Origin of the sequence: Roseomonas rosulenta (genome assembly GCF_016106005.1) — a bacterium.
GTDB lineage: Bacteria > Pseudomonadota > Alphaproteobacteria > Acetobacterales > Acetobacteraceae > Neoroseomonas > Neoroseomonas rosulenta.
On sequence record NZ_JACADR010000121.1, the window covers coordinates 1 to 12,916 of the forward strand.

At 72.4% G+C, this 12,916-nt stretch carries 10 protein-coding genes; all 10 read left to right on the plus strand.

Going from position 1 to position 12,916, the window contains the following annotated elements; genetic code table 11:
- A partial coding sequence (locus HW578_RS14945; RefSeq protein ID WP_232478981.1) for a hypothetical protein occupies positions 1-1,476 on the plus strand: 1,476 nt, incomplete at its 5' end.
- A gap of 320 nt (positions 1,477-1,796) precedes the next feature.
- Complete coding sequence (locus HW578_RS14950) at positions 1,797-2,534, plus strand: sulfite exporter TauE/SafE family protein (RefSeq protein ID WP_198371349.1); 738 nt, start codon at positions 1,797-1,799, stop codon at positions 2,532-2,534.
- A gap of 92 nt (positions 2,535-2,626) precedes the next feature.
- Positions 2,627-3,484, plus strand: coding sequence for an aldose epimerase family protein (locus HW578_RS14955; protein ID WP_198371350.1), 858 nt, complete (start codon positions 2,627-2,629; stop codon positions 3,482-3,484).
- Between the two features lie 9 nt (positions 3,485-3,493).
- Positions 3,494-4,657: an FAD-dependent oxidoreductase gene (locus tag HW578_RS14960; RefSeq protein WP_198371351.1), complete on the plus strand. Its 1,164-nt coding sequence runs from the start codon at positions 3,494-3,496 to the stop codon at positions 4,655-4,657.
- Positions 4,654-6,264: an acyl-CoA dehydrogenase gene (locus HW578_RS14965; protein ID WP_198371352.1), complete on the plus strand. Its 1,611-nt coding sequence runs from the start codon at positions 4,654-4,656 to the stop codon at positions 6,262-6,264. Before HW578_RS14960 ends, HW578_RS14965 begins: the two co-directional genes overlap by 4 nt.
- Positions 6,265-6,333: 69 nt before the next feature.
- Positions 6,334-7,905: a phytoene desaturase family protein gene (crtI, locus tag HW578_RS14970; protein WP_232478982.1), complete on the plus strand. Its 1,572-nt coding sequence runs from the start codon at positions 6,334-6,336 to the stop codon at positions 7,903-7,905.
- Positions 7,906-7,921: 16 nt separating this feature from the next.
- A complete protein-coding gene (locus HW578_RS14975; protein ID WP_198371354.1) occupies positions 7,922-9,502 on the plus strand; it encodes a phytoene desaturase family protein in 1,581 nt (526 codons plus the stop codon).
- A 32-nt stretch (positions 9,503-9,534) separates the two neighbouring features.
- A complete protein-coding gene (locus HW578_RS14980; protein ID WP_369407899.1) occupies positions 9,535-10,317 on the plus strand; it encodes a lysophospholipid acyltransferase family protein in 783 nt (260 codons plus the stop codon).
- Positions 10,314-11,417, plus strand: coding sequence for a glycosyltransferase (locus HW578_RS14985; protein ID WP_198371356.1), 1,104 nt, complete (start codon positions 10,314-10,316; stop codon positions 11,415-11,417). Before HW578_RS14980 ends, HW578_RS14985 begins: the two co-directional genes overlap by 4 nt.
- Positions 11,414-12,916, plus strand: a 1,503-nt coding sequence (locus HW578_RS14990) for a squalene/phytoene synthase family protein (RefSeq protein WP_198371357.1), incomplete at its 3' end; no start/stop codon positions are given. The genes HW578_RS14985 and HW578_RS14990, both read left to right, overlap by 4 nt.

The following is a 12,916-nucleotide window of genomic DNA, read 5'->3' on the forward strand; positions in this document are numbered from 1 at the left end:
CCGACGCCGGAGGCCACCGCAAGCCCCGTGGCCGACGCCGGCGCGGCGGCGGCCTGGCGCCGCCCGCCCCCGCTGCGCCGCGCCATGTCGCTCGCCGCGATCCTGCTCGGCGCGGCGCTTCTGGCCTGGCCGGCCGTGCTGAACGGCTATCCGCTGGTCTTCATCGATAGCGTCTCCTACCTCGGCCAGACGCTGTTTCCCGAATGGCCCTGGGACAAGTCGCCGGCCTACGGGCCCTTCCTGCACGCCTTTCACTGGGGCTGGTCGCTGTGGCCGGCGCTGGCGGGGCAGGTGGTCGTGGTCTCGCACCTGCTGTGGCTGGCGCAGCGCGCGGCGCGCGGCGGCATCACGCCGGGGGCACATGTGGCGTTGTGCGCGGGGCTGGCGGCGCTGACCTCGCTGCCCTGGTTCGCCTCCACCCTGATGCCGGACGTATTCGCCGCGGTAGCGCCGCTGTGCCTGCTGCTGCTGGGCTTGGCGCGGAACCGGTTTTCGCCCGGCGAGGCGGCGTGGCTGACGCTGCTTGGAGCCTTCGCGGTGGCGGCACACCTGTCGCACCTGCCGACCGCGTTGGCGCTGGTGGTGTTCGTCGCCGTGGCGACGCGCGGCGTGCTGGCGCCTCTGCGCGCAGCGCTGCCCATCGCGGTCGCCGCCGGCGCGCTGGTCGCCGCCAATGCCTGGGCCTTCGGGAAGCCCACGCTGTCTCCCCATGGCGCGGTATTCCTGTTGGCGCGGCTGCAGGCGGATGGACCCGCCGCGCACACCATCCGCTCCGCATGCCCACGCGCCGGCTGGCACCTGTGCGCCTTCGCCGCACGCATGCCGATGGACAGCGACCATTTCCTCTGGAGCGCCGAGGGCCCGCCGAACCGCCAGCCGAACGGTACGCCGATCCCGATGGGGGCGATGCGCCTGGCGCCCGAGGCGAGCGAGATCATCGCCCGCACGTTGCGCGAGCGCCCAGGCGAGGTCGCCGCCGCCATGGCACGCAATACCCTCGCGCAGGCGGGGATGGTGGCGGTGGGGGATACGCTGGGCAACCGGCACCTGGCGGCCTCGGCGCGGCGGGCCATCGCGACGATGCCCGCCAGCGAACTGGCGGCCTTTGATGCCGCGGCGCAGATGCGCGGGGACCTGCCGGCGCTGGCCGCCCCCTTCCTGCTGCCGCATCGCCCGGCGCTGCTGGCCAGCCTGGCGCTGGCCCTGGCCGGGCTGGTGCTGGCGCTGTGGCGCGGCGACCGGGTGCGCGCGGCCCTGGTGGTGGGGCTGCTGGTGGCGGTGGCGGTGAATGCCTTCGCGACCGGGGCGCTCTCGGCGCCGGTGGACCGCTACGGGGCGCGCATCATCTGGCTGCTGCCGCTGGCGGCGATGCTGGGGCTGGCGCCGCGCTACGCCGGGGCGCTGACGGATGCCGAGCAGGTGCGGGCGCGCATGGCGGCGCTGCGACCGCCTCCGGCCGCTGCGCCGGAGGGCTGAGAGGCCACCTGGGCGCGCGCCGTCCGGCGCATCGTGCAGCCCGGCAACTGCACGCTCCCCCTGCCCGGCCGCCAGTTCGGGATACCGTCGTCGGGTAGCCGGGCGGGGATGCGGGCCGGTGCCGAGATTCTCGGACATACGCCCGGCGGCGTGACCGCAGGGGCCGGGCGGAGGGTGGATCGACCAAGCGTGCGGGCGATCCGGATCGGGCGCTTCGGGGGCGGGTGGTGCGGGCACGCGGCGGCATCGCGCCGCGCTGGCCGTGCCCTGCTTCGGCATGGGCCGCAGCATTGCCCCGCGCCTTGCGCCAGGATCGCGCCATGGCCGACGTCCTCCTCATCATCCCTGTCTTCCTCATCGCCGGGCTCGTGAAGGGCGTGGCGGGGTTCGGGCTGCCCACCGTCTCGATCGCGCTTCTGGCGCTCGTGCGCCCTCTGCCCGAGGCGATGGCGCTGATGCTGGTGCCCTCGCTCGCCACCAATGCCTGGCAGGCCTTCGCCGGCGGACAACTGCGCGCGGTCGCACCCCGCATCGGCGTGTTCCTGGCCTGCGCGGCGATCGCGACCTTCGCCGCGGCGGGGCAGATCGCGCGCACGGATGCGCTGCTGCTGTCGGGCGCGCTGGGGGTGGTCCTGGTGGGCTCCTCGGCGCTGGCGCTGGCGGCACCACGGCTGCCCGCGCCCTCCCCCGCCGCCGAGCGCTGGCTGGGGCCGCCGATGGGCGCGCTCTCGGGCGCCATCGCCGGACTGACCGGCAGCTTCCTGGTGCCGGCCGCGCCCTGGCTGCAGGCGATTCGCCTGCCGCGGGAGCAGTTCGTGCAGGGGTTCGGGCTCGGCGTCGTGCTGGTGAATGGGGCGCTGGCGACCGCACTTGCAGGGGGCGGGCTGGTGCCGGTGGGGATCGGGCTGGCCTCTCTGGCCGGAGTGCTGCCGGCCTTCGCGGGCATGGAGGCGGGGCGGCGGCTGCAGTCCCGGCTGGACGAGGCTGCCTTCCGCAATGTCGTGCAAGTGGCGCTGGGGCTGCTCGGCGCCTGGCTGGCGCTGCGCGCCTTCGCCTGAGGCCCGGCGGCGCAGCAGTCCGCGCGGGCACGGCGCCGGGGCGGTGGCTTTTCCGTCTCGCCAGCGGCGTGCCGCCGCGCTGCAATGGCGCGATGGACGGGCTGATCCTCGACGGGCACGGGTGGCAGGCGGCGCTGGCGCCTCAGGATGGCGGCGGCATGACCGCGCTGCGCTTCCGCGGGCAGGACATCCTGGTGCCGGTACCGGCCGGCGAGCGCCTCGGTGGTCCCTTCGGCGCCTTCTGGATGATCCCCTGGGCGAACCGGCTGGATGGCGGGCGGCTCGGGGCGCATCGCCTGCCCGTGAACCGGGTGGCAGACGGCACCGCCATCCATGGCCTGTCGCGCGACCGCGCCTGGCGGGTGGAGGCGGCCGGGCAGGGCGAAGCGGTGCTGGTGCAATCCGTGGCGGCGGGACCCTACCGCTACGAAGCGCGGATGCGCCACGCCGCCACGGCCGATGGCTTCGTGCTGGACATGGCGGTGACCAATGCCGGCGAGGCCCCCCTGCCCTTCGGCGCCGGCTGGCACCCGTGGTTCCTCCGCCCGCCCGGCACGCGCCTGTCCTTCCGCGCCACCACGCGCTTCGCCCACGACGCGCGCTGCCTGCCTGTCGAAGCCACGCCCTGCGAGGGGCTGGACGGGGGCGAGGCCGCCTTCCTCGGCCTCGACACCCATTTCGCCGGCTGGGACGGGGTGGCGCGAATAGCCTGGCCGGGGCTGGCGCTCACCATCGCCGCCAGCGGCGCGCTGGCGACCAACCTTCAGGTCTATGCGCCGCGCGACCGGGCGGTGCTGTGTGTCGAGCCGTCCTCCCACCTGCCGGATGTGCCGAACCGGCCGGGGCTGGCCGCCCACGGCCCGATGCGGGGCCTTGGCCCGGGGGAAAACTTGACCGGGCGCATCATCCTGTCGGTGGAGTGTTCACACTTGCCCACGGGCGAGGCATAGGATGGACGCATGGCTTCCTCCCCCACCGCATTGGTGCTCGGCGCCGGCATCATGGGGCTCTCCGCGGCCTGGGGGCTTGTGCGGCAGGGCTTCTCGGTGCGCATCGTCGAGCAGGACCCTGTGCCGAATCCGCGCGGCGCCTCGGTGGATCACCACCGGCTGATCCGGCACGCCTATGGCGCGGAGGCCGGCTACATGCGGATGGTGGACCCGGCCTATGCCGCCTGGGACCAGGTCTGGCGCGACATCGGCGAGGTGCTGCACGTGGGCACCGGCGTGCTGGCGGTCTCGGGCCGTGCGGATGGCTGGCTGGGCGAGAGCCGCGCGACGCTGGCCGCCGATGGCCTCGCCTTCACCGACCTGACGGCCGCCGAGGTCGCGGCACGCTTCCCGATCTTCACCGAGGCCGGCATCGGCGCAGCCTTCCACATGGAACCCGGCGGCGTGCTGCTGGCCGAGCGCATCGTGGCGGGGTTGGCGCGGCATCTGACGGCGCGCGGGGTGGTGTTCGAACGCGCCCGGGCGGTTGCCGTGGACCCGGCGCGGGCGACTCTGCGCTTGGCGGATGGCGGGGAACGCAGCGCCGACCTGCTGGTGGTGGCCGCCGGCCCCTGGGCGCCGCGGCTGCTGCCCGGATCGCTGGCGCCGCGCGTGGTGCCGTCCCGCCAGATCCTGGTGCTGCTCGAGCCCCCCGCGCAGCACCGCGAGGGCTGGGTGCGCGCGCCCATGCTGCTCGACCTCGCGGAGGATGGCGGCTTCTACGCGGTGCCGCCGGTGGCGGGCACGCCGCTCAAGATCGGCGACCACCGTTTCTCCCGCACCGGCGATGCCGAGGCCGACCCGCGCGAGGCGACCGCGGCCGAGGTCGAGGAGATCCTGGCCTTCGCCCGGCCGCGCCTGCGCGACATGGCGGGCTACCGGGTGATCGGCGCGCGGGCCTGCTACTACGATGTCGAGGATGCCGAGCGCTTCGTGGTCGAAGCCATCGCGCCGCGATGCTTGGTGATGTCGGGCTTCTCCGGGCACGGCTTCAAGTTCGCGCCGGTGCTGGGGCTCGCGCTCGCCGCGGCGACGTCCGACCCGACGCTGATGCCGACGCTCGCCCCCTGGGCGGCGGGCGAGGCCGCGCCCGCCCCTGGCCTGCTCGCCGCGCTGGAGCCCGTTGCCGCATGACATCAACAGCTGCCGCAGACCTGATCTTCGGCCTCACCCGCGTGGTCGGGCTGCCGGCGCTCACCGAGGCGGCCGGCGCGCCGCTCTCGGCCGAGGACATCGCGCAGATCGTCACCGAGGCCGACCGCTTCTGCACCGAGGTGCTGCTGCCCGGCGCCCAGGCCGCCGATCGCACCGGCGCGGTCTACGCCAATGGCGTGGTCACGACGCCCTACCGCGAGACCTATGCGAAGTGGGTCGAGGGCGGCTGGCAGTCGCTCTCCGCCCCGGTCGAGCATGGCGGCCAGGGGCTGCCCGCGGCGCTGTGGACCGCCATGACGGAGCTCGGCATGGCGGCGGATACCTCCTTCATGCTGGGCCCGCTGCTGACCGCGGGGGCGATCGACTGCCTGGTGCATCACGCCACCCCCGACCAGGCGGCGCGCCTGCTGCCGAGGATGGTCAGCGGCGAATGGTCGGGTGCCATGTGCCTGACCGAACCGGGCGCGGGCAGCGACCTGGGCGTGCTGCGCACGCGTGCCGAGCCGCTGGGCGACGGGCGCTACGCGCTGCACGGGCAGAAGATCTACATCACCTGGGGCGAGCAGGACTGCACCGAGAACATCGTCTACCTGGTGCTGGCGCGGCTGCCGGAAGCGCCGCCGGGATCGAAGGGGATCTCTCTTTTCGTCTGCACCAAGGTGAAGGCCGACGGCAGCCGCAACGCGCTGCGCGCCGGGGGCATCGAGCGCAAGCTGGGCATCCATGCCAGCCCCACCTGCGTCATGCTGTTCGAGGGCGCGGAGGCCGAGATGGTGGGCGAGCCGCATCGCGGCCTGCCGGCGATGTTCGCCATGATGAACAATGCGCGGCTCGGCGTCGGCACACAGGGTGTCGCGCATGGCGCGGCGGCGTTGCGGCTGGCGGAAGCCTATGCGGAGCAGCGCGTGCAGGGCGGGCGGGCGATCGCGCACCACCCGGATGTGGCGCGCATGCTGATGGAGATGCGCGCGACCACGCTGGCCGGGCGGCTGCTGGCGCTCGAGACCGCGCTCTGCGTCGATCGCCATGCGCTGACCGGCGATGCGGCGGCGCTCGAGCGCCTGGCGCTGCTGACACCCATCCTGAAGGCCTGGTGCACCGACCGGGGCGTCGAGACGGCCTCCACCGGCATCCAAGTGCATGGCGGCATGGGCTTCGTGGAGGATGCCGGCGCGGCGCAGGTGCTGCGCGATGCGCGCATCGCGCCGATCTACGAGGGCACCAACGGCATCCAGGCGATCGACCTGCTGGTGCGCAAGGTGGCCAAGGATGGCGGCGCGGCGATGCGCGCGTTGCTCGCGGAGGTGAAGCGCACGCCCGATGCCCGGCTGCGCAGCGCGGTGGCGGCGCTGGAGGAGGCGACCGCGGCAGTGCTCGACGCGCAGGGGCGCGATGCCGAGGCCGCGCAGTCCGTGGCGGTGGCCTATCTCGAGGCCGCCGGCTGGGTGCTCGGCGGCTGGATGGTCGCGCGCGCCGCGGCGGAGGATTCTTCCACCTACGGTCCGATCGCCGATTTCTACCTGCGTCGCCTGCTGCCGCGGGCCGGTGGGCGCGTGGCGGAAATCGCCGGGGCGCTGGCCGCATGAGGCCCATGCCCTTGCATGGCCGGCCGGCAATGCAATCTCCGCAGACGCAAACCTGACAGAATGAGCCGGATGAACGCCTCGCTGCCCGCCCTTTCCCGGACCCGCCCGCGCGTCGCCATCGTGGGCGCCGGGCCGGGGGGACTCGCCTCCGCCATGATCCTGGCCGCCAATGGCGCGCGGGTCACCGTTTTCGAACGCGATTCGGTGGTGGGGGGGCGTACGCGCACCGTCACCGCGCCGGGTGGCTACCGCTTCGACATCGGGCCGACCTTCTTCCTGTATCCGCGCATCCTGCGCGAGATCTTCGCCGCCTGCGGCGCGGATTTCGACCGCGAGGTGGATCTCATTCGCCTCGACCCGCAATACCGCCTGGTGTTCGAGGGGTCGAACCCCGTCACGCTCGACGCCTCGCCCGACATGGGGCGGATGGAAGCCGAGATCGCCAAGCTGAACCCGGCGGATGCGAAGGGCCTGCGGTCCTTCATGGAGGACAACCGCACGAAGCTCGAGGCCTTCCGCCCGGTGCTGGAACGGCCCTTCCACGGGCTGATGACCTACCTCGCGCCCGAGGTGATGAACGGGCTGCGCTACCTGCGCCCCTGGGCGTCGCTCGACACCGATCTCAAGCGGCATTTCAGCGACCCGCGGACGCGGCTCGCCTTCACCTTCCAGTCGAAATACCTGGGCATGAGCCCGTTCCGCTGCCCGTCCATGTTCTCGATCCTGTCCTTCCTGGAATACGAGCACGGCATCTTCCACCCGCGCGGCGGCTGCGGCGCGGTGAGCGAGGCGATGGCGCGCGTGGCCGAACGCCTGGGCGTGGAATTCCACTTCGACGCCAAGGTCGACCGCCTCGCCTTCGAGGGGAATCGCGCCGCGGGGGTCGAAGTGCGCGGCAAGCGCCACGCCGCCGATGCGGTGGTGGTGAATGCCGATTTCGCCCACGCCATACCGGGCCTGATGCCCGAGGCGCTGCGCCCGCAATGGCCTGACGCGAAGATCGAGAAGGCGCGCTATTCCTGCTCGACCTTCATGCTGTACCTCGGGATCGAGGGGAAGCTCGACCTCGCGCACCACTCCGTGCTGCTGGCCGAGGATTACGAACGCAACCTGCAGCAGATCGAGGGCGGGATCATTCCCGAGAACCCGTCCCTGTACGTGCAGGCGGCGGCGGGCACCGACCCGTCCCTGGCCCCGGAAGGCCATTCCACGCTGTATATGCTGGTGCCGGTGCCCAACCTGCATGGCGGGCAGGACTGGGCGGCGGAGACGCAGCGTTACCGCCGCATCGCGCTCGACCGGCTCAAGGCGCTCGGCCTGCACGACCTGGAATCGCGCATCCGCTACGAACGCATCGTGACGCCGCAGGACTGGCAGGATGAATACGCGGTGGGCTACGGCGCCACCTTCAACCTGGCGCATAATGTGCGACAGATGATGCACTTCCGCCCGCGCAACCGCTTCGGCAAGGCCGAGGGCGTGTACCTGGTGGGCGGCGGCACGCATCCGGGCAGCGGGCTGCCGGTGATCTACGAGGGCGCGCGCATCAGCTCGCGCCTGCTGATGGAAGACCTCGGCCTGCGGCCGGGGGTGGAAGCGAATGACAGGGTCGGCGCCGCGCAGCCTGCGCTCGGCGACTGACCGGGAGGATACGAGTATGGGTTCGAAAGTCGTCGTCATCGGCAGCGGGCTCGGCGGCCTCGCCGCCGCCGCGGTCGCGCAGGCGCGCGGGCACCAGGTCACGCTGCTGGAGCGCAACCCCTGGCTGGGCGGCAAGGCGGCGGTGCTGCACCTGGACAACCCGAACGGGCCGGGGCGCTTCCGCTTCGACATGGGCCCGACCATCCTGACCGTGCCGCGCGTGCTGCGGCGCATTTTCGCCGAGGCCGGGCGCGACCAGGCGACGGAGCTGCCGTTGATCCGGCTCGACCCGCAGTGGCGCTGCTTCTTCGACGACAACACGCGCATCGACCTGATGGCGAATGTCGACACCATGGCGCAGGCGATGGACCGCTTCGCGCCGGGCAAGGGGAATGGCGCGGGCTACCGCAAGTTCCAGGACGTCTCGCGGCACCTGCACGAGGTCAGCGAGAAGTTCTTCTTCTGGAAGCCGGTCGAGGGGATCGGCGACACGCTCAACTTCGCCGACAATTTCAAGCCGGAGGTGCTGCGCGACATCCTGGCGCTGCGCATGGGCAGGACCGTCGCGAAGGTGATCCGCGGGCATGTGCCGGATGAGCGCCTGGCGCAGATGCTCGACCACTTCACGCAGTATGTCGGGTCGAACCCGTATCTCGCGCCGGCGGTGCTGTGCGGCATCGGCGACATGCAGGCGAGCGAGGGCGTGTGGTACCCCGAGGGCGGCACGCGCGCGGTGGCCGAGGGGCTGGCGAAGCTCGCGACCGATCTGGGCGCGGACCTGCGCACCGATTCCGAAGTGACGGCGATCGAGATCGAGAACGGCGCCGTGCGCTCGGTGACCGCGAATGGCGAGCGCATTGCCTGCGACGCGCTGATCTCGAACATGGACGCGGTGCGCACCTACACCGAACTCGTGAAGGGCGACGCCGCGCGCAAGATCGAGAAGAAGGGCTTCGAGCCCGCCTGCTCGGGCGTGGTGCTCTACCTCGGCCTGAACAAGCGCTACGACCACCTGGCGCATCACTGCTTCGTCTTCTCCCGCGATGCCGAGGAGGAGTTCGACGCGATCTACAAGAAGGGCGTGCCGGCCCCCGACCCGACCGCGTATCTCGCCGCGACCGCGGGCACCGACCCCACCACCGCGCCCGAGCGTGGCGAGGCGCTGTATGTCCTGGTGCACACCCCGCACCTGCGCCCGGGGCATGACTGGTCGAAGATGTTCGCACCCTATCGCCAGACGATCCTCGACAAGCTGAAGCGCACCGCGGGCCTCGAGGACATTGAGGAGCGCATCGTGGTGGAGCGTGCTCTCACGCCGGTCGACATCCACAACCGCTACAAGGTGCTGGATGGTGCGATCTACGGCCTTGCCTCGCACGGCGCGTATCTCGGCGCCTTCAAGCCGTCGAACCGGTCGAAGGCGATCAAGGGGCTGTACCTGTGCGGCGGCGCGGCGCATCCGGGCCCGGGCATGCCGATGGTCATGATGTCCGGCTGGATCGCCGCGGATGCGATGGATCGCGACGCGGGCGGGCGCGGCATGTCCGAGGCTGCGGAACGCGCGGGGCTCAGGGACGCGCTGCTCGCCGCAGAATGAAGGGCCGGGCCGGGACGCCAGGGCGTGATCCGGTGGCGCTCCGCTCGGAGCGCCACCTGGATTTCTTCAACTTCATGTTCACGCGCTTCACGCGCCGCCACATGCGTGCCGTGCGCATAGCGCGCTGGGGCATGCCCGAGGTGCCGCGCGGCGCGCCGGGCGTGATCTTCGCCAACCATCCGTCCTGGTGGGACGGGGTAGCCTTCATGCTGCTGTACCGGCGCCTGCTGAAGGACCGGCCGCTATTCACGCCGATGGCCGAATGGGCGCTGAACAAGTACGCCTTCATGCGGCGCCTGGGCGTGTTCGGGATCGAGACCGGCTCCTCGCGCGGCACGGTCGCCTTCCTGCGCACGGCCGAGCACGTGCTGAAGGACCCCTCGCATATTCTCTGGATCAACGCGCCGGGGCGCTTCGCCGACCCGCGCGAGCGGCCCATCCCGATGGCACCGGGCATGACGCGGCTGCCGGAGATGGCGCCCGGCGCGCATTTCGTGCCCCTCGCGCTCGACTACCCCTTCTGGGGGGAGCGCAAGGCGGAGATGCTGGTCGCCTTCGGCGCGCCCATCCCGGCGGCCGAGTTGCTGGCGCTGGACCGCGACGCGCGCGCCGTGCGCCTGGCGGCGGCGCTGGAAGCCACGCATGACCGGCTCGTGGAGGATGCCATCGCCCGCGACCCCGACCGCTTCACCACGCTGGTGCAGGGCCACGAGGGCATGGGCGGCGTCTACCAGACCTGGCGCCGCCTGGGCGCGGTGCTGCGTGGCCAGCGCTTCGACCCCCGCCACGACCAGCAGCCGGAGCGTACCCCGTGATCGCGGATTATGCCTGGATCGCCCTCATCCTCGCGGTGTTTCCCGCGGTGATCGGCGCGATCAACCTCTCCCTGGTGCGCGACCCGCAGGGCCGCGTGCCGGAGGACGCCCTGGTCTCCATCCTGATCCCTGCGCGCAACGAGGCGGCGAACATCGCCGACTGCCTCGAGCACGCGCTCGGCCAGTTCGGGGCGAAGGTCGAGGTCGTGGTGATGGACGACGGATCGACCGACGGCACGGCCGAGATCGTGCGCCGGCTCGCCGCCAGCGATCCGCGCCTGCGGCTGGTCGAAGCCCCTGCCCTGCCCGAGGGATGGTCGGGCAAGATGCACGCCTGCGCGCGCCTGGCCGAGGCGGCACGCGGCACGCATTTCCTGTTCATCGACGCCGATGTCCGGCTCGACCCGCATGCCGCGGCTGCGCTGGTGGGGCATGCGGTGACGCATCGCCTCGCGCTGGTCAGCGGCGTGCCGCGGCAGCGCATGCTGACCTGGGGCGAGGGTGTCACGGTGCCGATGATCAACCTTCTGCTGATCGGCTACCTGCCCGGTGGCGGGCGCGCCTTCACGAAGCATCCGGGCCTGGCGGCCGGCTGCGGGCAGATGATGCTGTTCGAACGCCGTGCCTATGAGGCCGTGGGCGGCCATGGCGCGGTGCGCTCCACGCTGCATGACGGGCTGAAGCTGACGCGGCGGCTGCGCGCCGAGGGCCACCGCACCGAGATCGTGCTGGGTGCGAACATCGCGCGCTGCCGCATGTACCCGGACTTCAATGAGGCCTGGCGCGGCTTCCTCAAGAACGCGCGCGAGGGCATGGCCACGCCGATCGGCCTGCCGGTCTGGACGGTGGTGCTGGCGGGGGCGCATCTGTGGCCCTTCTTCCTGCTGCCGGCCTGGCAGGCGGCGATGGCGGTGGCGCTGGTCTTTGCGCTGCGCATGGCCATCACGAAGCGGACGGGCGAACCCTACTGGACGATCCTGCTGCATCCGGTGGCGGTGGTGGTGGCGCTGGCGATCCAGTGGACCGCGCTGGCGCGATTCCTGATGGGGCGCAAGGAAGGCTGGAAGGGCCGCGCCTACGCCGCGCCCGAGGCGTCGTGACTGGGACCGTCGCCATCGGCCCGCCGACGCGCGACGCCGATGGCGAGAACTTTCCGGTCGCCTCGCTGCTGCTCGCGCGCGCGCTGCGGCCGAAGGTGATGGGCTTCTACCGCTTCGTGCGCACGGCGGACGATATCGCCGACAGTGCCGCGCTGACGCCTGAGGGGAAACTCGCGCGGCTCGATGCGCTGGAGCGCGCGCTGGACGACCCAGCCACCGCCGAACCCGCCGCGCGGCCGCTGCATGCGGCGGGCAGCGGCACGGCGGAGGCGCGCGCGATGCTGGTGGCCTTCCGGCAGGATGCGACGCAGCGGCACTATGCCGACTGGGCCGATCTGGAACGTTACTGCGCGTCCTCGGCGAACCCGGTCGGGCGGATGCTGCTCCGGCTGCATGGCGTAGAGGCGCCGGACGCGGCGGCGGCATCGGATGCGCTGTGCACCGCGCTGCAGGTCCTCAACCACCTGCAGGACTTGGTGCCAGACCGCGAGGCGCTTGATCGCATCTACATGCCGCAATCCTGGATGGCGCTGGCGGGGGGCGAGGCCGCCTTCTTCGATCCCGGCAACACGAGCGCGCGCCGCGCGGTCCTGGATGCGGCGCTGGACCGGGTGGAGGAACGGCTCGATGCCGCAGCCGGCCTGCCACGCCTGATCGGATCGATGCGCCTGGCGATGGAAGCGACCGTCACCATCGCGCTGGCGCGGCGGCTGCTCGCACGGCTGCGTGCAAGCGACCCGGTGCAGGGACGGGTGGCGCTCGGCAAGCCGGATTTCGCGCTTGCCTTCGCAGCCAGCCCCTTCCGTGGTCCGTCCGACGCGGCGCTGGTGCGCGCGCGCGTGGCCGCCGCGGGGTCCTCATTCGCGAAGGGTATGTCGGCGCTGCGCGGCGACCGTCGGCGCGCGCTCTGGGCGGTCTATGCCTTCTGCCGCGCGGTGGACGACATCGCCGACGGCGCCATGCCGGAGGCCGAGAAGCGTCGCTTCCTCGCTGATTGGCGCGCCAAGCTTGCGCGGCCCGACTGCGCGCTCTCGCGCGAGCTGGCGCATGCCCGCGATCGCTACGCCCTTCCCGTCGAGGAATGCGAGGCAATGATCGCCGGCATGGAGACCGACGCCGCGCCGCGCCTGCGCATCGCCGATGCCGCCGCGCTCGACCTGTATTGCCGGCGCGTGGCGGGCAGCGTGGGGGCGATGGCGGTGCGCATCTTCGGCGCGCCGCAGGCGGCGGGGTTCGGGCTTGCGCTTGGGCGCACGCTTCAGCTGGTGAACATCCTGCGCGACATGGACGAGGATGCGGCGCGTGACCGCGTCTACCTCCCGGCCGACCTGCTGGCTGACCATGGCGTGATGGATGGCGAAGCCACGGCCATGATGGCGCAGCCCGGCGTGGCGGCCGCGGCGCGCGAGCTGGCGGCGCAGGCCGAAGCCGGCTTCGCGCGCGCCGAGGCGGAGCTGCGCGGCTTCGACACGCCCGCGCTGCTGCCGGCGCGCATCATG

Coding starts and splice junctions, on each gene's coding strand:
- HW578_RS14950 (WP_198371349.1), top strand. CDS start 1,797: ATGGCCGACGTCCTCCTCATCATCCCTGTCTTCCTCATCGCCGGGCTC.
- HW578_RS14955 (WP_198371350.1), top strand. CDS start 2,627: ATGGACGGGCTGATCCTCGACGGGCACGGGTGGCAGGCGGCGCTGGCG.
- HW578_RS14960 (WP_198371351.1), top strand. CDS start 3,494: ATGGCTTCCTCCCCCACCGCATTGGTGCTCGGCGCCGGCATCATGGGG.
- HW578_RS14965 (WP_198371352.1), top strand. CDS start 4,654: ATGACATCAACAGCTGCCGCAGACCTGATCTTCGGCCTCACCCGCGTG.
- crtI (WP_232478982.1), top strand. CDS start 6,334: ATGAACGCCTCGCTGCCCGCCCTTTCCCGGACCCGCCCGCGCGTCGCC.
- HW578_RS14975 (WP_198371354.1), top strand. CDS start 7,922: ATGGGTTCGAAAGTCGTCGTCATCGGCAGCGGGCTCGGCGGCCTCGCC.